General features: G+C 70.5%; 14 protein-coding genes and 2 rRNA genes (1 of these 16 running past the window's edge). 13 read left to right on the top strand and 3 right to left on the bottom strand.

Annotation, left to right across the window (positions count from 1 at the left end; translation table 11 throughout):
• The 7 genes from OIE51_RS12335 to OIE51_RS12305 form a co-directional block, all read left to right on the top strand.
• Positions 1-2412: ribosomal RNA gene (locus OIE51_RS12335) — 23S ribosomal RNA — on the top strand (it extends 694 nt beyond the left edge of the window).
• Positions 2413-2474: 62 nt separating this feature from the next.
• Positions 2475-2591 (top strand): 5S ribosomal RNA (gene rrf / locus OIE51_RS12330).
• A gap of 92 nt (positions 2592-2683) precedes the next feature.
• Positions 2684-3853, top strand: a complete 1170-nt coding sequence (locus OIE51_RS12325) for an acetoin utilization protein AcuC (RefSeq protein ID WP_326597692.1) — start codon at positions 2684-2686, stop codon at positions 3851-3853.
• 745 nt (positions 3854-4598) lie between these two features.
• Positions 4599-4808: a helix-turn-helix domain-containing protein gene (locus OIE51_RS12320; RefSeq protein WP_019431885.1), complete on the top strand. Its 210-nt coding sequence runs from the start codon at positions 4599-4601 to the stop codon at positions 4806-4808.
• A 128-nt stretch (positions 4809-4936) separates the two neighbouring features.
• Positions 4937-5035 carry a 30S ribosomal protein bS22 gene (locus OIE51_RS12315; protein WP_003948845.1) on the top strand — a complete coding sequence of 33 codons (99 nt, stop codon included), beginning with the start codon at positions 4937-4939 and terminating at the stop codon, positions 5033-5035.
• Positions 5036-5105: 70 nt separating this feature from the next.
• On the top strand, positions 5106-6137 hold the full coding sequence (locus tag OIE51_RS12310; protein ID WP_326597691.1) for an NAD-dependent epimerase/dehydratase family protein: 1032 nt from the start codon (positions 5106-5108) through the stop codon (positions 6135-6137).
• Positions 6130-7098: a lysophospholipid acyltransferase family protein gene (locus tag OIE51_RS12305; protein ID WP_326597690.1), complete on the top strand. Its 969-nt coding sequence runs from the start codon at positions 6130-6132 to the stop codon at positions 7096-7098. The genes OIE51_RS12310 and OIE51_RS12305 overlap by 8 nt, the downstream gene beginning before the upstream one ends.
• A 149-nt stretch (positions 7099-7247) precedes the next feature.
• On the opposite strand, the gene OIE51_RS12300 is transcribed toward OIE51_RS12305, so the two are convergent.
• The 3 genes from OIE51_RS12300 to OIE51_RS12290 all read right to left on the bottom strand — a co-directional run bounded on the left by OIE51_RS12300 (position 7248) and on the right by OIE51_RS12290 (position 10803).
• Positions 7248-8531: a DUF5667 domain-containing protein gene (locus tag OIE51_RS12300; RefSeq protein WP_326597689.1), complete on the bottom strand. Its 1284-nt coding sequence runs from the start codon at positions 8529-8531 to the stop codon at positions 7248-7250.
• Positions 8532-8768: 237 nt separating this feature from the next.
• On the bottom strand, positions 8769-9617 hold the full coding sequence (locus OIE51_RS12295) for an ECF subfamily RNA polymerase sigma factor, BldN family (protein WP_326597688.1): 849 nt from the start codon (positions 9615-9617) through the stop codon (positions 8769-8771).
• A gap of 247 nt (positions 9618-9864) precedes the next feature.
• Positions 9865-10803, bottom strand: a complete 939-nt coding sequence (locus OIE51_RS12290; RefSeq protein ID WP_326597687.1) for an HAD family hydrolase — start codon at positions 10801-10803, stop codon at positions 9865-9867.
• Positions 10804-10886: 83 nt separating this feature from the next.
• On the opposite strand from OIE51_RS12290, the gene OIE51_RS12285 reads away from it, so the two are divergent.
• The 6 genes from OIE51_RS12285 to hemB all read left to right on the top strand — a co-directional run bounded on the left by OIE51_RS12285 (position 10887) and on the right by hemB (position 17243).
• Positions 10887-11183 carry a glutaredoxin family protein gene (locus OIE51_RS12285; protein ID WP_326597686.1) on the top strand — a complete coding sequence of 99 codons (297 nt, stop codon included), beginning with the start codon at positions 10887-10889 and terminating at the stop codon, positions 11181-11183.
• Positions 11184-11412: 229 nt separating this feature from the next.
• The gene (locus tag OIE51_RS12280) at positions 11413-12180 is read left to right on the top strand and encodes a redox-sensing transcriptional repressor Rex (RefSeq protein ID WP_326597685.1); all 768 of its coding nucleotides are present in this window, start codon (positions 11413-11415) and stop codon (positions 12178-12180) included.
• Positions 12177-13541, top strand: coding sequence for a glutamyl-tRNA reductase (locus OIE51_RS12275; protein ID WP_326597684.1), 1365 nt, complete (start codon positions 12177-12179; stop codon positions 13539-13541). Before OIE51_RS12280 ends, OIE51_RS12275 begins: the two co-directional genes overlap by 4 nt.
• Positions 13538-14509 carry a hydroxymethylbilane synthase gene (gene hemC / locus OIE51_RS12270; protein WP_326597683.1) on the top strand — a complete coding sequence of 324 codons (972 nt, stop codon included), beginning with the start codon at positions 13538-13540 and terminating at the stop codon, positions 14507-14509. The genes OIE51_RS12275 and hemC overlap by 4 nt, the downstream gene beginning before the upstream one ends.
• Before the next feature lie 32 nt (positions 14510-14541).
• Positions 14542-16263 (top strand): uroporphyrinogen-III synthase, encoded by a 1722-nt coding sequence (locus tag OIE51_RS12265; protein WP_442811910.1) that lies wholly within the window; start codon positions 14542-14544, stop codon positions 16261-16263.
• The gene (gene hemB / locus OIE51_RS12260; protein WP_326597681.1) at positions 16260-17243 is read left to right on the top strand and encodes a porphobilinogen synthase; all 984 of its coding nucleotides are present in this window, start codon (positions 16260-16262) and stop codon (positions 17241-17243) included. Before OIE51_RS12265 ends, hemB begins: the two co-directional genes overlap by 4 nt.
• Positions 17244-17366 lie beyond the last annotated feature (123 nt).

The raw sequence follows: 17366 nt of genomic DNA, 5'->3' as shown, positions 1-17366 counted from the left end.
GCGGTGTGTTGCGAGGTTAACCTGTTGGTGGGTAGCCGTAGCGAAAGCGAGTCCGAAGAGGGCGGTTGAGTAGCATGCCCAAGACCCGAAGCGGAGTGATCTAGCCATGGGCAGGGTGAAGCGTGGGTAAGACCGCGTGGAGGCCCGAACCCACCAGAGTTGAAAATCTGGGGGATGACCTGTGGTTAGGGGTGAAAGGCCAATCAAACTCCGTGATAGCTGGTTCTCCCCGAAATGCATTTAGGTGCAGCGTCGTGTGTTTCTTGCCGGAGGTAGAGCACTGGGTAGGTGATGGGCCTTACCGGGTTACTGACCTTAGCCAAACTCCGAATGCCGGTAAGTGAGAGCGCGGCAGTGAGACTGTGGGGGATAAGCTCCATGGTCGAGAGGGAAACAGCCCAGAGCATCGACTAAGGCCCCTAAGCGTGTGCTAAGTGGGAAAGGATGTGGAGTCGCAGAGACAGCCAGGAGGTTGGCTTAGAAGCAGCCACCCTTGAAAGAGTGCGTAATAGCTCACTGGTCGAGTGATTCTGCGCCGATAATGTAGCGGGGCTCAAGTACACCGCCGAAGTCGTGTCACTGCACTATGTGTGGTGGGTAGGGGAGCGTCGTGTGCCGGGTGAAGCAGCCGTGGAAACGAGTTGTGGACGGTTCACGAGTGAGAATGCAGGCATGAGTAGCGATTCACACGTGGGAAACGTGTGCGCCGATTGACTAAGGGTTCCTGGGTCAAGCTGATCTGCCCAGGGTAAGTCGGGGCCTAAGGCGAGGCCGACAGGCGTAGTCGATGGATAACCGGTTGATATTCCGGTACCCGCCGTGAAGCGCCAGCGCTGAATCTCTTGATGCTAAGCCCGTGAAGCCGCCCTTTGATCCTTCGGGTGATGGGGGAGTGGTGGAGCCGGTGGCCCGATGGGGTAGTAGGTGAGTGATGGGGTGACGCAGGAAGGTAGTCCATCCCGGGCGGTGGTTGTCCCGGGGTAAGGGTGTGGCCCGTCGTGCAGGTAAATCCGTGCGATATGTGGGTGAGGCCTGATGCCGAGCCGATTGTGGTGAAGTGGATGATCCTATGCTGTCGAGAAAAGCCTCTAGCGATGTTTCATGGTGGCCCGTACCCTAAACCGACTCAGGTGGTCAGGTAGAGTATACCGAGGCGTTCGGGTGAACTATGGTTAAGGAACTCGGCAAATTGCCCCCGTAACTTCGGGAGAAGGGGGGCCGTTCCTGGTGAGGGTGTTTACCATCTGAGCTGGGGGTGGCCGCAGAGACCAGCGAGAAGCGACTGTTTACTAAAAACACAGGTCCGTGCGAAGCTGTAAGGCGATGTATACGGACTGACGCCTGCCCGGTGCTGGAACGTTAAGGGGACCGGTTAGCTCTTCGGGGCGAAGCTGGGAACTTAAGCGCCAGTAAACGGCGGTGGTAACTATAACCATCCTAAGGTAGCGAAATTCCTTGTCGGGTAAGTTCCGACCTGCACGAATGGCGTAACGACTTCTCGGCTGTCTCAACCATAGGCCCGGTGAAATTGCATTACGAGTAAAGATGCTCGTTTCGCGCAGCAGGACGGAAAGACCCCGGGACCTTTACTATAGCTTGATATTGGTGTTCGGTTCGGTTTGTGTAGGATAGGTGGGAGACTGTGAAGTGCCGGCGCCAGCCGGTGCGGAGTCATTGTTGAAATACCACTCTGATCGTGCTGGATGTCTAACCTGGGTCCGTGATCCGGATCGGGGACAGTGTCTGGTGGGTAGTTTAACTGGGGCGGTTGCCTCCTAAAGAGTAACGGAGGCGCCCAAAGGTTCCCTCAGCCTGGTTGGTTATCAGGTGGTGAGTGTAAGTGCACAAGGGAGCTTGACTGTGAGACTGGCGGGTCGAGCAGGTGCGAAAGCAGGGACTAGTGATCCGGCGGTGGCTTGTGGGAGCGCCGTCGCTCATCGGATAAAAGGTACCCCGGGGATAACAGGCTGATCTTCCCCAAGAGTCCGTATCGACGGGATGGTTTGGCACCTCGATGTCGGCTCGTCGCATCCTGGGGCTGGAGTTGGTCCCAAGGGTTGGGCTGTTCGCCCATTAAAGCGGTACGCGAGCTGGGTTTAGAACGTCGTGAGACAGTTCGGTCCCTATCCGCTGTGCGCGTTGGAGTCTTGAGAAGGGCTGTCCCTAGTACGAGAGGACCGGGACGGACGAACCTCTGGTGTGCCAGTTGTTCTGCCAAGGGCATGGCTGGTTGGCTACGTTCGGGAGGGATAACCGCTGAAAGCATCTAAGCGGGAAGCCTGCTTCGAGATGAGGACTCCCACCCACTTGATGGGGTAAGGCCCCCGTGAGACCAACGGGTTGATAGGCCGGAGATGGAAGCCCTGTGAGGGGTGGAGTTGACCGGTACTAATAGGCCGAGGGCTTGTCCGCAGATGCTCGCGTCCACTGTGAAATCTCGAAGCCAGAGAACCGTAGGGATACCCTCAGGGTGTTCCGGTGGTCATGGCGGAGGGGAAACGCCCGGTTACATTCCGAACCCGGAAGCTAAGCCCTCCAGCGCCGATGGTACTGCATGGGGGACCGTGTGGGAGAGTAGGACACCGCCGGACAATCTTTAGTAAGTCGAGTTCAAAGCAGTGGGCTCTGCCGGGAGTTATACCTCCTGGCGGGGCCCACTCGTGTTTCCGCTACCGTGTTCCGCATGAGCGTTGAAGCACGGCTGATGTGGGACGAGGGCGTCGCCCAGTACAACTTCGGTCCGACCCACCCCATGGATCCGATCCGGTTGACGCTGACCATGCGGCTCGTCGAGGCATTCGGGCTCGACAAGCACCTCGATGTCGTCGCCGCCCGACCGGCCGGGGAGTCGACGCTCGGGCTCGTGCACCACACCGACTACCTCGACGCCGTGCGGCACGCCTCCCGGAACCCCGCGGAGGCCGACGAGCGGCGCGGTATCGGGACCGAGGACACCCCGGCCTTCAAGGGGATGCACGAGGTGTCCGCGCTCATCGCCGGGCAGTCCGTCCGGGCGGCCGAGGACATCTGGCGCGGCGACACCCGGCACGCCGTGAACTTCGCCGGCGGCCTGCACCACGCCATGCCCGGCTCTGCCTCCGGCTTCTGCGTCTACAACGACGCCGCACTCGCCATCGCCCGCCTGCTCGAACTGGGCGTGGAGCGCGTCGCCTACGTCGACACCGATGTGCACCACGGCGATGGCGTGCAGACCGCCTTCTGGGACGACCCGCGCGTGCTGACCATCTCTCTGCACGAGCACCCCCGCATGCTCTTCCCCGGCACCGGCAGACCGGAGGAGACCGGCGGCCGGGCCGCGGAGGGCAGCGCTGTCAACGTCGCGCTGCCGGCCGGCACGTCCGACAACGCCTGGCTCCGCGCCCTGCACTCCGTCGTCCCCGAGCTCCTCGCCGCGTTCAGCCCCCAGGTGCTCGTGACACAGCACGGCGCGGACACCCACTTCGAGGACCCCCTCGCCCATCTCACGCTCAGTCTCGACGCCCAGCGCCTGGCGGCCGAGGCGTGTCACACCTGGGCCCACGACTACGCCGAGGGCCGCTGGCTCTCGCTCGGCGGCGGTGGGTACGCCGTCGTGGAGGTGGTGCCCCGCATCTGGACCCACCTCGTCGCCATCGCCGCGCACACGCCCATCGCGCCCGAGACCCCCGTCCCGGACGAGTGGCGCCGGACCGTCTACGCCCTGACCCGGCAACTGGCGCCCCAGCGGATGACGGACGGGCGCCGGCCGCGCTGGCGCGGCTGGCACGACGGCTACGACCCGTCCGACGCCGTCGATCAGGCCATCCTCGCCACCCGCCGCGCCGCCTTCCCCTCGCACGGCTTGCTGGCCTGACCCGGGACCGGTCCGCGAACCGGCCCCCCGTCACAGCCGCCGGAGGTGAGGCGCTATCGTCTCTTCCCCGCGGTCGGACGGTTCCCACGCGGCTCTTTCCGCCCCACGCCGGACGTCCTCCCCCCGGGGCCCGGCGTTCCCTACGCCACCTTCACCACCGCCCCGGCTACGTCGGCGTGCGTGCGCGTCGCATCAACGCGGGGCCGATCTGTCGACATAACGACCCGATTCCGTCTACGCCCGCGTCCACCCGGTGTCCCGTGCCGCCCCATGCCGTACTGCCGTGACGGCCCGTCATGCGTCACGAACGCGCCGGGGCTCACGTCCGTTCACCTCCACGCGCGCCGCCGACATCTGACGCGCCGCAGGGTGCGGGTGCGGCCGTGCACCGGCCCGTCCGACCGACCGGCGTCGGCTCTGCGGCGCAGGTCAACTGCCCAGCGACACAAGGGAGTCGGCGCGTCGGCCCGTCGCCCGGGTTCATCCGGCGGCGGCGGGGCAGGGGTAACAGGGGGGAGTTGCGAGGCCGGTTTCGCGCGGGAGCGCGCGCGGCCGAGCACCGGCGCGCTATGTGCTCAATCGGGCTTCTCTGTCACGGTAAAGACCTGCTCGTAGTAAAAGGCCGGTTGAAGCACCTCTTCCCCACTCGCATCACCCGCCCCTAATCTGGGGAGGAGCGCACGTGCGAGAGGGAGTCACCGGAGGGGAAGCCGGTGTCCGACATGTGCGGAAGGTCAGGTGTGACATGGCTGCTGGTGAAAGGCTTCTGAGCGAGGCCAAGTTCCTGACCGTGGCGGAAGTCGCCGCGGTGATGCGAGTGTCCAAGATGACTGTGTACCGCTTGGTGCACGCCGGTCATCTGCCCGCGATCCGGGTGGGAAGGTCCTTCCGGGTTCCCGAGCAGGCCGTCCACGAGTACCTCCGGGAGTCGTTCGTGGGTGTGGAAAGCGCGTAACGACCGGTCGGGCCCACTGACACCCCTCGATTAACCCGTATCACTCGGTGACCGGTAGGCTGACTCGCATGTAGGTCGTGTGGGCTCGGACGCCCCGCACCGAGTAAGCGAAGTGAGCGAGGGTAGTCGTGGGCTCTGTAATCAAGAAGCGGCGCAAGCGGATGGCGAAGAAGAAGCACCGCAAGTTGCTGAAGCGCACCCGCGTTCAGCGCCGCAACAAGAAGTGAGCGAGCGCCGCTGACCGGCCCTCCCGTCGACACGATGACGGGAGGGCCGACGCATAGGCAGGGGAGGGCCGTGAGCAAGACCGTCCTCGTGACCGGTGCCGCCCGGCAGCTCAGCGGGCGGTTCATCCGGCACATCCAGCGGGATTCCGACGTGGCCCGGGTGATCGGCGTGGACACGCGGTCGCCCGCGTATCCGCTGGGCGAGGCGACGTTCGTCCGGGCCGACATCCGGCAGCCGTCGATCGTCACGGTGCTCGCCGAGCACGGCGTCGACACCGTGGTCCACCTGGACGTGCACGGCACCCCGGCCACGGCGGGCGGCGGGCGTTCCTCGGTCAAGGAGATCAACGTCCTCGGCACGCTCCAGCTGCTCGGCGCCTGCCAGAAAGTGCCGGGCCTGCGCCGCGTCGTCGTCAAGTCCAGCACCCAGATCTACGGCACGGCCGCCCGCGAGCCGGCCGTCGCCGACGAGTCCGCGCCGCCCAAGGCACCGGCCGGCGGCGGCTTCGCGCAGGACGTCGCGGAGATCGAGGGCTACGCGCGCGGGTTCGCCCGCCGCTGCCCCGACGTGCGGGTGACCGTGCCGCGCTTCGCGCACGTGCTGGGCCCGGCGGCCGACTCAGGGCTCGCCGCCTATTTCAAGCTGCCCGTGCTGCCCACGGTCCTCGGCTTTGACCCGCGCCTTCAGTTCGTCCACGAGGACGATGTGCTGGACGTGCTGGCCCACGCGGTCCGCGACGGTCAAGGCTCGCTCGGCGCGGGCACGTTCAACGTGGCGGGCGAGGGTGTGCTGATGCTGTCCCAGGCGGCCCGGCGCATCGGGCGGCCGACCCTGCCCGTGATCCGGCCGCTGGCCTCCCCGCTCGGCTCGGCGCTGGGCACGCTGGGCCTGACCGGCGCGTCCGCGGAGCAGCTGCGCTCGCTCGTGCACGGCAGGGTGGTGCGCACGGAGCGGCTGCGGGAGGCCATGGGCGGCCCGCTGCGGTACACGACGCCGGAGACGTTCGCGGACTTCGCCGCCGTCCACGGCCCCGGGCTGTTGCCGCCGGAGGCCGTCACCCGTGCCGTCGACCGGATCGAGGAGGTGCTGCGCCGTGGCTGACGCCAAGGTCATTCCGTTCGGTGAGGGCGGACGTCGGGGACGGGCCGCGGCCTCGCCTCCGCTCGTCTCCGTCGAGGAGGAGGCGGAGAACGCGCGGGGCTCGCGCCCGGCGGCGGCCGGCGGCGGCCTCGACCAGGCGCTGGCGCGCGGGCTCGCGTTCGTCCGGCGCCGGCTCACCGGCGACTACGAGGTGGACGACTTCGGCTACGACGAACACCTCGCGGACGCGGTGCTGGGCACGGTGCTGCGCCCGCTGTTCGAGAAGTACTTCCGGGTCGAGGTGCGCGGCATGGAGAACGTGCCGGACACCGGCGGCGCGCTCGTCGTCTCCAACCACTCGGGCACGCTGCCCTGGGACGGCGTGATGCTCCAGGTCGCGGTGCGCGACCAGCACCCGGCCGACCGCAACTTGCGGCTGCTCGCGGCGGATCTCGTCTTCCAGCTTCCCGTGTTCAGCTGGCTGGCCCGCAAGGGCGGGCACACCCTCGCCTGTGTCGAGGACGCCGAGGAGCTGCTCGGGCGGGGCGAGCTGGTCGGGGTGATGCCGGAGGGATTCAAGGGGCTGGGCAAGCCGTTCGCCGAGCGGTACAAGCTCCAGCGCTTCGGCCGGGGCGGGTTCGTGGCGACGGCGCTGCGCACCGGGGTGCCGATCGTGCCGTGCTCGATCGTGGGCGCGGAGGAGATCTATCCGATGGTCGGGGACTCCCGGGTACTGGCGCGCGTGCTGGGCCTGCCGTACTTCCCGCTCACGCCCACGTTCCCCTGGCTGGGACCGCTGGGGACGATCCCGCTGCCGACGAAGTGGACCATCCAGTTCGGCGAGCCGATCGAGACGGCCGATCAGCCGCCGGAGGCGGCCGAGGACCCGATGCTCGTCTTCCAGCTCACCGATCAGGTGCGGGAGACGATCCAGCACACGCTGTACAAGCTGCTGATGGCACGGCGGTCGGTGTTCTTTTAGAGAACCCAGCCTTTGAGGGCACACAGCCTCTGAGGGCACACAGCCCTTCAAGGCACCCACCTTCCCCAAGCCGCGGCCTTCCCCCAGCCGCGGCCTTCCGGAGCGGCGGAAGACCACCGACCGCCATGTGGCCGACCGGGCGGCCGGTGCTACGCGCCGCCGCCGGTCACGTCCAGGCCGAGCTCCGGCAGCAGATCCTCCAGCAGCGGCGGAATGGTGATCTCCGCCTCGGGCAGCGCGTCCACGGCGCCTCCGGGCTCCGCCGGGCTCCCGCCCGTGGCGCCGTCCTCGCCGCCGACCGGGCCGAGCAGCCCTGTGCCGTCCAGGAGCCCCGCGCCCGGCTCGGAGTCACCCGGGCTCGCCGCGCTCCCGCCGGACTCGTCCGCGCCGCCTCCAGCGTCCGTGCCGGACCCCGGTGGGGCGGCGGACGTGGTCGGCTCGGCCTGGGCCGGCGTCTGGGCCGGGCGACCACCGAAGTCGTCGGCGGACGACAGGCTGCCCGGCTCGTGGGGAAACAGGGACTCGAACGGCGCGACATCTTCGTCTATGGCGTCGAAGACGTCCGTGACCTCGTCGCCCACGTCGCGCAGCGCGAAGGGCAGTTCGTACCGGAGCTGGGCCCACGCCTCGCGATGGCGTTCGGCGAAGGCGGACAGCGACTCGATCGGGTCGATGGAGCCGTCCGCCGCGTGCGCCTGGGAGAGCAGTCGGTGCCCCTCCGCCGCGTCGTCGCGCATGCTGGAGAGCGCCTTGCGGATGTCCTCCAGCTCCTCGGGGTCGAGCACGCCCGCCCTCGTGCGCTCCATCAGCCGCCGGGCCTCGTTCAGCCGGGTGGAGGCGTGGTCGAGATAGACCCGACCGCGGTCGACGTCGCCGCTGGTGAAGTCGAGCCGCAGGTCCTCCATGCCGCGCTTGAGGCCGTAGAGCGTGTCGCCGGGCAGCGCGTCGGTGCTGGCCGCGGCGACTCCGCCCAGGGCACCCGCCGCCACGCCCATCGTCAGACTCCCGGCCGCGAGCCCCTTCGTCAGCCGCGACCGGGGCCGAAGCCTGGCCAGCCCGCCGAGCGGGAGCGCGCGGTGGGTGCCCTGGCCGCCGCGGACGCCGCGCTGCTCGGGCACGCGGTCACCGCACGGGGGGGCCTCGGTCAGGCCGTCCGGTGCGGCAGCGGCGGCGGCCTCCATCGTGGCGATCAGCAGGGCGCGCTGCGACGCTCTCGTCTCGGCGCCGAGCTCGGGTCTCGGCAGGTCCGCGAGCCTTTCGACGACCGACAGCAACACTGCCTGCTCGGCACCGTCCGCCGGGGCTCGGGGCCCGGCCACGGGCGGGTCCGCCACCGCCGCCTCGTCGCCGGGTCGCGGCTCGCCGGGCCGCGACTCGGCGACGAGCTGGGCGAAGGCGTTGGCCCGACGATTCGCCGACACGGATCCGATCACGGGCGGCACCTCCTCTCGTCACACGAACGACTCCCTACGGTGGATGGAAGTTTCTCGCTCCACCCATACCGACACGGATGGGTGAATAGTGCCTGGATGGAGTCGAGTTGTAGAGAGCCTGCGAACCCGACAACGAGTGGACGGGCACTCGGGTTACGGCTTGCAGATTATGTGACTGATTCGCTGAGGTCGTTCACTCTCTGTCAATGTTCGATGGTCTTCGGAGAACATCGGACCTCAACGGGCGTCATCGGGCAGCAGGCGGGCGAGGGTGCGCACGGCCCGGTACTGCAACGTCTTGATCGCGCCCTCGTTCTTCCCCATCACCCGGGCCGTTTCGGCCACCGAAAGGCCCTGAAGGAACCGCAGGGTGACGCACTCCTGCTGCTGGGGGTTGAGCCGGCGGACGGCGTCGAGCAGCGCCGAGTTGGCCAGGGACTCCAGCACCGAGTCCTCCGGGCTGCGCTCGACCTCGTTGGCGTCGAGCATCTCGCCGGTGGTGACCTCCAGCCGGAAGCGGCTCGACTTGAAGTGGTCCGCCACCAGGTTGCGGGCGATGGTGACCAGCCATGCCCCGAAGTCGCGGCCCTGCCAGGTGAAGGTGCCGATGCGCCGCAGCGCGCGCAGGAACGTCTCGCTGGTGAGGTCCTCGGCGGTGGCCCGCCCGCCGACGCGGTAGTAGATGTAGCGGTAGACGGTGTCGGAATAGTGGTCGTAGAGGCGGCCGAAGGCTTCGGCCTCGCCGCTCTGGGCGCGTTCGACGAGGTCCATCATCCGGCGGCTGTCGCCGGTCGCCGCCGCGGTCGCCGACGGCGCGGGTGTGGACGCGGGCGTGGGCGTGGGCGGCTGCGGGGAGGAGGGGCGGGTGGCCGAGGCGCCGGCGGCGCCGGGGCGGGCTCGTCTCCCCAGGGGGGTGGCGTCGGTGGTGGCGGTGCCGTCCGCCAGGGTGCGGGCGGGGCCGGCGAGGACAGGTGCGGCGAGGGTGGGGACGGCGTACGCAGTGGGGACGAGGGCGCGCAGACGGTCGGCGACCGTCGTGCGCAGCGTAGCCAGGCCCGAGGCGTCAACCCCGACGTGTGGGTACACGGGACTCCCAGAGGCTTTAGCTTCCAACACGTGCAGTGTCGGATCCGTCACCCGACGCCTGCGTCTGAGGAGGATAACCCTTCGTGCAGACGACACTACGCCTAGTTGGGAAAATCGCCGATTGGGTTCGGGGGGTTACCGGTTGTGGCCGGTGCGCCACGCAAACGCCATGGCATAGCTGATCGCAAAGTGACTACTTCTGTCAAAGGCGTGACCGGCTTTGACCGAGGCGCGCCAGCCGGGGCCGCTACCTGCGGCGTCGCTGGATCGCCAGGGCCGCGGCGGCGCCGCCGGCCACCGCGCCCGCTCCGGCCGCCGCCGGAACGCCGATACGGGCCGCCTTCCGGCCGGTGCGGTAGTCCCGCAGCCGCCAGCCCATCTCCCGGGCGTGCGCGCGCAGCTTCCGGTCCGGGTTGATCGCGTACGGGTGGCCGACCAGCGAGAGCAGCGGGATGTCGTTGGCCGAGTCGCTGTAGGCGGCGCACCGCTCCAGGTCCAGGTCCTCCGCCTCGGCCAGGGTCCGCACCGCGACCGCCTTGGCCGGGCCGTGCAGCGGCTCGCCGACCAGCCGGCCCGTGTACACGCCGCCGACGGACTCCGCGACGGTGCCCAGGGCGCCGGTCAGGCCGAGCCGCCTGGCGATGATGGTGGCGGTCTCCACCGGTGCCGCCGTGACCAGCCACACCCGCTGACCCGCGTCGAGGTGGGCCTGGGCGAGTGCCCGGGTCCCCGGCCAGATCCGGCCCGCCATGTACTCGTCGTAGATTTCCTCGCCGATGGCCATGAGCTCCGAGACCCGGTGCCCGCGCACGATGGACAGCGCGCTGTCCCTGGCGTCCTGCATGTGCCCGGTGTGCTCGGCGCCCGCCATCCGGAAGTACGCCTGCTGCCAGGCGAACTTCGCCAGCTCCCGCTTCCGGAAGAACTTGCGCTTGTACAGGCCCCGGCCCAGGTGGAAGATCGCCGCGCCCTGCATCACGGTGTTGTCCAAGTCGAAGAACGCCGCCGCCTTCGGGTCCCCGGCGGACGGGAACTCCGGCTCGGCCGCGGCCCGGCGCGCGGCCTCCGCGGCGGCCTGGCCCGCCAGCTCGCTGCGTTCGGCCGCGGCTCGCCTGCGCGCGGCGAGCCACCCCCGGCGGGCAGCGGCCAGGGAGGGATCGTGTGTGGGGGAGTTGGGCCCGGCCATGCTTTGAGCATAGCCAGTCCACACACAAACCCCCGTAGCGCGGTAATGACGCGGGAGTGACCGGGCGGGGCACAATAAGCGCCATGACTCCGCTGCTCCGCCGGCGCCGTGACGGCCGTCCCGCGACCCCCTCCGACCCCGCCGGGCGTCTCGTGACGCTGATCGGCAGGCCCGGCTGCCACTTGTGCGACGACGCGCGGCAGGTCGTCAGCGAGGTCTGCGCCGAGGTGGGCGCGGCCTGGGAGGAGAAGGACATCACCCAGGACGCCGAGCTCCACCGGACGTACGGGGAGCAGATCCCGGTGGTGCTGGTGGACGGCGCCCAGCACGACTTCTGGCGCGTTGACCGGGGGCGATTGCGGCGGGCCCTGGGCGCCTGAGCGCCGCCGGATGACGCATCGGGGCCGTTTTCTACCGTGTGGTGGCATAGGTGAGGAGTGTGGCCCGATGTCCCTGTGGGCTCCTGTGGCACCGGTCACTTTGACCGGACAAAACAGACAGCATCTTTGTGCACGCGTTCACAAGGACATAGCCTGGGCTCGACGGAGCGGTTTCGGCGCGTGCGCCGCCCGCGACCGCCCTCCGCTTGGCCCGACCGGCAGGAGCACCGTGGCAACTGGCCGAAATCACCGACCGGCGACCCGTAGCCGAGGAATCCCCGAGGCGACCGTCGCCCGGCTTCCGCTGTATCTGCGGGCGCTGACCGCGTTGTCGGAGCGCTCGGTGCCCACGGTCTCCTCCGAGGAGCTGGCGAGCGCCGCCGGGGTCAATTCCGCGAAGCTCCGCAAGGACTTCTCCTACCTTGGCAGCTACGGCACCCGGGGCGTCGGGTACGACGTGGAGTATCTCGTCTACCAGATCTCCCGCGAGCTGGGGCTGACCCAGGACTGGCCCGTGGTGATCGTCGGAATCGGTAACCTCGGAGCCGCCCTCGCCAACTACGGGGGCTTCGCCTCCCGAGGCTTCCGCGTCGCCGCGCTGATCGACGCGGACCCGTCGATGACCGACAAGCAGGTCGCGGGAATCTCCGTGCGGCACGTCGACGAGCTGGAGACGATCATTCACACGAACGGGGTCTCCATCGGCGTCATCACCACTCCGGGGGGTGCCGCTCAGCAGGTGTGCGACCGCCTCGTCGCGGCCGGCATCACCTCGATCCTGAACTTCGCGCCCACCGTGCTCCAGGTGCCCGAGGGCGTCGACGTGCGCAAGGTGGACCTCTCCATCGAGCTCCAGATCCTCGCGTTCCACGAGCAGCGGAAGGCCGCCGAGGACCTCTCCCGCGAGACCGCCGCCCCCAGAGAGCTGCGGGTCCCGGCGGAGCGGCGCGGCGAGCAGGGCCCGGACGGAGACGTTCCGGCGGTGATGCCGGCATGACGCTGGTCGTCATCGGGCTCAGCCACCGCAGCGCGCCCGTCAGCCTGCTGGAGCGCGCCGCGCTCGCCCCCGACACGCGCGGCACGCTGCTGCGCGACACCGTCGCCGCCAGCGGGACCGGCCCGGCCACGGGCGGTGCCGGCGGCGTCGTCGTCGAGGCCGCCGTGCTCTCCACGTGCAACCGGATCGAGCTCTACGCCGAGGTGGACGGCTTCCACGCCGGCGTGTCCGAGCTCTCCGCGCTGCTGGCCCGGCACAGCGGTGTCGCGTTGGCCGAGCTCCAGCCGTACTTGTACACGCACTACGAGGACCGGGCCGTGCGCCACCTGTTCACGGTGGCCTGCGGGCTGGACTCGATGGTGGTCGGCGAGGGCCAGATCCTCGGCCAGATCAAGGCCGCGCTCGCCCTCGCCCAGGACGAGCACACCGCCGGGCGGCTGCTGAACGAGCTGTTCCAGCAGGCCCTGCGGGTCGGGAAGCGGGCGCACAGCGAGACCGGTATCGACCGGGCCGGGCAGTCGCTCGTCACGTTCGGACTGGAGCAGCTCGCGGGCGGCCAGGACGTGCCCGGCTGGGTGCGGGGCAGACGGGCGCTGGTGATCGGCGCCGGCTCGATGTCCTCGCTCGCCGCCACCACCCTGGCCCGCACCGGTGTGGCCGAACTGGTGATCGCCAACCGGACCCTGGAGCGCGCCGAGCGGCTGACCACCGTGCTGCGGCAGGACGGCCCGAGAGCCCGCGCGGTGCCGATCAACGCCATCTCCATCGCCGCCGAGCTGGCGCTCGCCGACATCGTCGTCTCCTGTACCGGCGCCACGGGGCTGGTCCTGACGGCCGCCGCCGTGGCGAACGCCATCCGCGAGCGCGACACCGACCTCGCCATTCTTGACCTGGCCATGCCGCGCGACGTCGACGGGGCCGTGCACCGGCTGCCCGGCGTCCGGCTGGTGGACATCGAATCGCTCGCCTCGGTGTCGGCCGACGCGCCCATGGCCGCCGACGTGGACGCGGTGCACGGCATCGTCACCGAGGAGACCACCGCCCTCGGCGCCGCCCGCCGCGCCGCGCACATCACGCCGACCGTCGTCGCGCTGCGCGCCATGGCCTCCGACGTGGTCGCCGCCGAGCTGGCCAGGCTCCACGGCCGGCTGCCCGAGCTGAGCGAGAAGGAACGCGACGAGGTCGGCAGAACCGTCCGCCGCGTCGTCGACAAGCTGCTCCACGCGCCGACCGTGCGCGTCAAGGAGCTGGCCGGGGAGCCGGGCGGCGACCACTACGCGGCGGCCCTGCGGCAGCTCTTCGACCTCGGCCCGCTGTCGGCGCTCGCCGCCGGCGGCCCCGTCGAGCGGGAGCGGTCGTGACGGCCCCCCGCGCCCTGCGGCTGGGCACCCGGCGCAGCCCGCTCGCACTGGCCCAGTCCTCGGCCGTCGCGGAGCGGGTCCGCGAGCTGTCCGGACGGCCCGTCACGCTGGTGGAGATCACCACCTACGGCGACGTCTCCCGGCGCAGCCTGGCGCAGATCGGCGGCACCGGGGTCTTCGCCTCCGCGCTGCGCGACGCGCTGCTCGCCGGGGGGATCGACTTCGCCGTGCACTCCCTCAAGGACCTCCCGGCCGTCCAGCCGCCCGAGCTGGCCCTGGCCGCCGTGCCGACGCGCGCCGACGCCAGGGACGCGCTCGTCGCCCGCGACGGGCTGACGTTCGAACGGCTGGCCGTGCTGCCGGGCCGCGCCCGTGTGGGCACCGGCTCGCCGCGCCGGATGGCGCAGCTCAACGCCTGGGCACGGGCGCTGGGTTGCGAGATCGAAACGGTCGCGATCCGGGGGAATGTCGAGACCCGGATCGGGTACGTCCGCTCCGGCGAGCTCGACGCGGTCGTGCTCGCCGCCGCCGGACTGCACCGCGTCGGCCGGAGGGAGGAGATCACCGAGCTCATCTCCCCGGACATCGTTCTGCCCGCCCCCGGCCAGGGGGCACTGGCGGTCGAGTGCGCCGCGTCGAACGCGGACCTCGCCGCACTGCTCGGCGGACTCGACGACCCGTCCACCCGGGTCGCCGTGACCGCCGAGCGCACTCTGCTCGCCGCCTTGGAGGCCGGCTGCAGCGCCCCTGTGGGCGCTTTCGCCGACCTGCTGGCCGACGGGCAGACCGTCACCGAAATGCGCCTGCGCGGCGTCGTCGGCACCCCCGACGGATCCGCGCAGGTGCAGCTGTCCACCACCGGTCCCGTACCGGCGTCCGACGAGGAGGCGGCGGCCATCGGCCGCCATCTCGCCGCCGAGATGCTCGCCAAGGGCGCGGCCGGTCTGATGGGGGAGCGAGCACATTGAGCCCCACCACGAGCCCCACCACCGCAGGCCCCATGGGCACCACCGGCGCCGCGAGCGCCACGAGCACTGGGGGCACCACGAGCACCGTGGCCGCTCCACAGGCCGCGCGCGCAGAGCCGTGCGGCACTCCTCTCGGACACGTCACCTTCCTCGGTGCCGGACCCGGTGATCCGGGTCTGCTGACGTTGCGCGCCGTCGACGTCCTGGCGCAGGCCGATGTGCTGATCGCCGATTCCGAGGCGTACGAGGTCGTGCACGCGCATGTCGCGCCGGGCACGGAAACCCCGTTGCAGGGCACCGGCGAGGACGGGTCCACCGTCACCACCGCGCGGGCCGGGGCCGACCACATCGCCGATCTTGTCATGCGTGCCGCGCGCGCCGGCAAGCGGGTGGTGCGTGCGGTCGCGGGCGACCCGGGCATGGACACCGACGCCACCGCCGACATGCTCGCGCTGGCCGCCGCGGAGATCACCTTCGAGGTCGTCCCCGGCATCGCCAACGCGGTCGGCGTCGCCGCCTACGCCGGGGTGCCGCTGCGCGACTCCGAGGGCGGCGACGTGCGGTTCGTCAACGCCGCCTCGGCCGACGACCGGTGCTGGAACGAGGTCGGCGCCAGCGACGCGACCGTCGTCGTCAGCACCACGCTGGACGCGGTGGCCGTGACGGCGTCCCGCCTGATCTCGGCCGGCCGCAAGCCCGACACCCCGCTGTCGGTCACGGTCGCCGGCACCACCACCAGGCAGCGCACATGGACGGCGACGCTGGGCACGGTCGAGCGGACCCTGAAGACCGCGAAGGTCCTGCCCTCGCCGGATGCCGACCGGCCGGTGATAGCCGTCGTCGGCGAGCGCAGCGCCCCCGCGCAGCGGGAGCGGCTGGCGTGGTTCGAGTCCAAGCCGCTGTTCGGCTGGAAGGTCCTGGTGCCGCGCACCAAGGAGCAGGCGGCCTCGCTGTCGGAGCAGCTCCGCTCGTACGGCGCGGTGCCCAGCGAGGTCCCGACGATCGCCGTCGAGCCGCCGCGCACCCCGCAGCAGATGGACCGGGCCGTCAAGGGCCTGGTCACCGGGCGGTACGAGTGGATCGCGTTCACCTCGGTCAACGCGGTGCGGGCGATCCGCGAGAAGTTCGAGGAGTACGGCCTGGACGCGCGGGCGTTCGCCGGGATCAAGGTCGCCGCCGTCGGCGAGCAGACCGCCCGCGCGCTCAAGCGGTTCGGCGTGCGGCCCGACCTGGTGCCCAGCGGCGAGCAGTCGGCCGCCGGTCTGCTGGAGGACTGGCCGCCGTACGACCCGGTCTTCGACCCGATCGACCGGGTGTTCCTGCCGCGCGCCGACATCGCCACCGAGACGCTGGTGGCCGGCCTGGTCGAGCTGGGCTGGGAGGTCGACGACGTCACGGCGTACCGGACCGTGCGCGCCTCGCCGCCGCCGGCGGCGACCCGGGAGGCGATCAAGGGCGGCGGCTTCGACGCGGTGCTGTTCACGTCGTCCTCGACCGTGCGGAACCTGGTCGGCATCGCGGGCAAGCCGCACAACGTGACGGTGATCGCCTGTATCGGCCCGGCCACCGCGCGGACCGCCGAGGAGCACGGCCTGCGGGTGGACGTGATGGCGCCCGAGCCGTCGGTGCACGCGCTGGCCGAGGCGCTGGCCGAGTTCGGCGCGGAGCGGCGGGCGGCGGCGCTGGAGGCGGGCGAGGTGCTGAAGCGGCCGAGTGAGAAGCGGCCCCAGCGGAGGAGGACGCGGACGCCGTGACGTTCCCCGACGTGCGGCCCCGGCGACTGCGGACCACTCCGGCGATGCGGCGGATGGTCGCCGAGCACCGGCTGCACCCGGCCGACCTGATCCTGCCCGCGTTCGTGCGGGAGGGCGTGCGCGAGCCGGTCCCGATCTCCTCCATGCCCGGCGTGGCGCAGCACTCGCGCGACTCGCTGCGCGAGGCCGCCGTGGCGGCGGCCGAGGCGGGGGTCAGCGGGATCATGCTGTTCGGGGTCCCGGAGGACGCCAAGAAGGACGCGATCGGCTCGCCGGGCACCGACCCGGACGGCATCCTCCAGGTCGCGCTGCGGGACGTCCGGGCCGAGATCGGCGACGCGCTGGTGGTGATGTCCGACCTGTGCCTGGACGAGGTCACCGACCATGGACACTGCGGCGTGCTGGACGCCGAGGGCCGGGTGGACAACGACGCGACGCTGGAGCGGTACGCCGAGATGGCCCTCGTCCAGGCCGGGGCGGGCGCGCACGTGCTGGGGCCGAGCGGCATGATGGACGGCCAGATCGGTCACGTGCGGCGCGCGCTGGACGCGGCGGGCCACCAGGACGTGGCGCTGCTGGCCTACACGGCGAAGTACGCCTCGGCGTTCTACGGCCCGTTCCGCGAGGCGGTGAACTCGTCGCTGACGGGCGATCGGAAGGCGTACCAGCAGGACGCGCCGAACGCGCGGGAGGCGCTGCGGGAGCTGGAGCTCGACCTCGCCGAGGGCGCGGACATGGTGATGGTGAAGCCGGGACTGCCGTACCTGGACATCCTGCGCCAGGTCGCGGACGCCTCGCCGGTGCCGGTCGCGGCGTACCAGATCTCGGGCGAGTACGCGATGGTCGAGGCGGCGGCGGAACGCGGCTGGCTGGACCGCGAGCGGGCGATCGAGGAGACCCTGACGGCGTTCAAGCGGGCCGGGGCGGACCTGATCCTGACGTACTGGGCCACGGAGTTCGCCCACCGCTTGTCCCGCTGACGCGGGGTTTCCCCCACCCGCACGCCCGTCCTTTCCCGGCCCCGGTGGCCGGGTTCGGCCGGTGGCCCCCACCCATCGAAGGTCACCGTCACCACCTCCCCCGAACCGGGCGGGTGGCGGAAA

Source organism: Streptomyces sp. NBC_01803, assembly GCF_035917415.1.
Lineage (GTDB): Bacteria > Actinomycetota > Actinomycetes > Streptomycetales > Streptomycetaceae > Streptomyces.
Note: the sequence above shows the minus strand (reverse complement) of the source record. Positions and strands in the feature narration are given on the sequence as shown.

Bases quoted from the DNA above. Each gene is read 5' to 3' on its own strand.
- OIE51_RS12320 (WP_019431885.1), top strand. From the start codon at position 4,599: ATGGCTGCTGGTGAAAGGCTTCTGAGCGAGGCCAAGTTCCTGACCGTG.
- OIE51_RS12285 (WP_326597686.1), top strand. From the start codon at position 10,887: ATGACTCCGCTGCTCCGCCGGCGCCGTGACGGCCGTCCCGCGACCCCC.
- OIE51_RS12325 (WP_326597692.1), top strand. From the start codon at position 2,684: ATGAGCGTTGAAGCACGGCTGATGTGGGACGAGGGCGTCGCCCAGTAC.
- OIE51_RS12265 (WP_442811910.1), top strand. From the start codon at position 14,542: ATGGGCACCACCGGCGCCGCGAGCGCCACGAGCACTGGGGGCACCACG.
- OIE51_RS12290 (WP_326597687.1), bottom strand. From the start codon at position 10,803: ATGGCCGGGCCCAACTCCCCCACACACGATCCCTCCCTGGCCGCTGCC.
- OIE51_RS12275 (WP_326597684.1), top strand. From the start codon at position 12,177: ATGACGCTGGTCGTCATCGGGCTCAGCCACCGCAGCGCGCCCGTCAGC.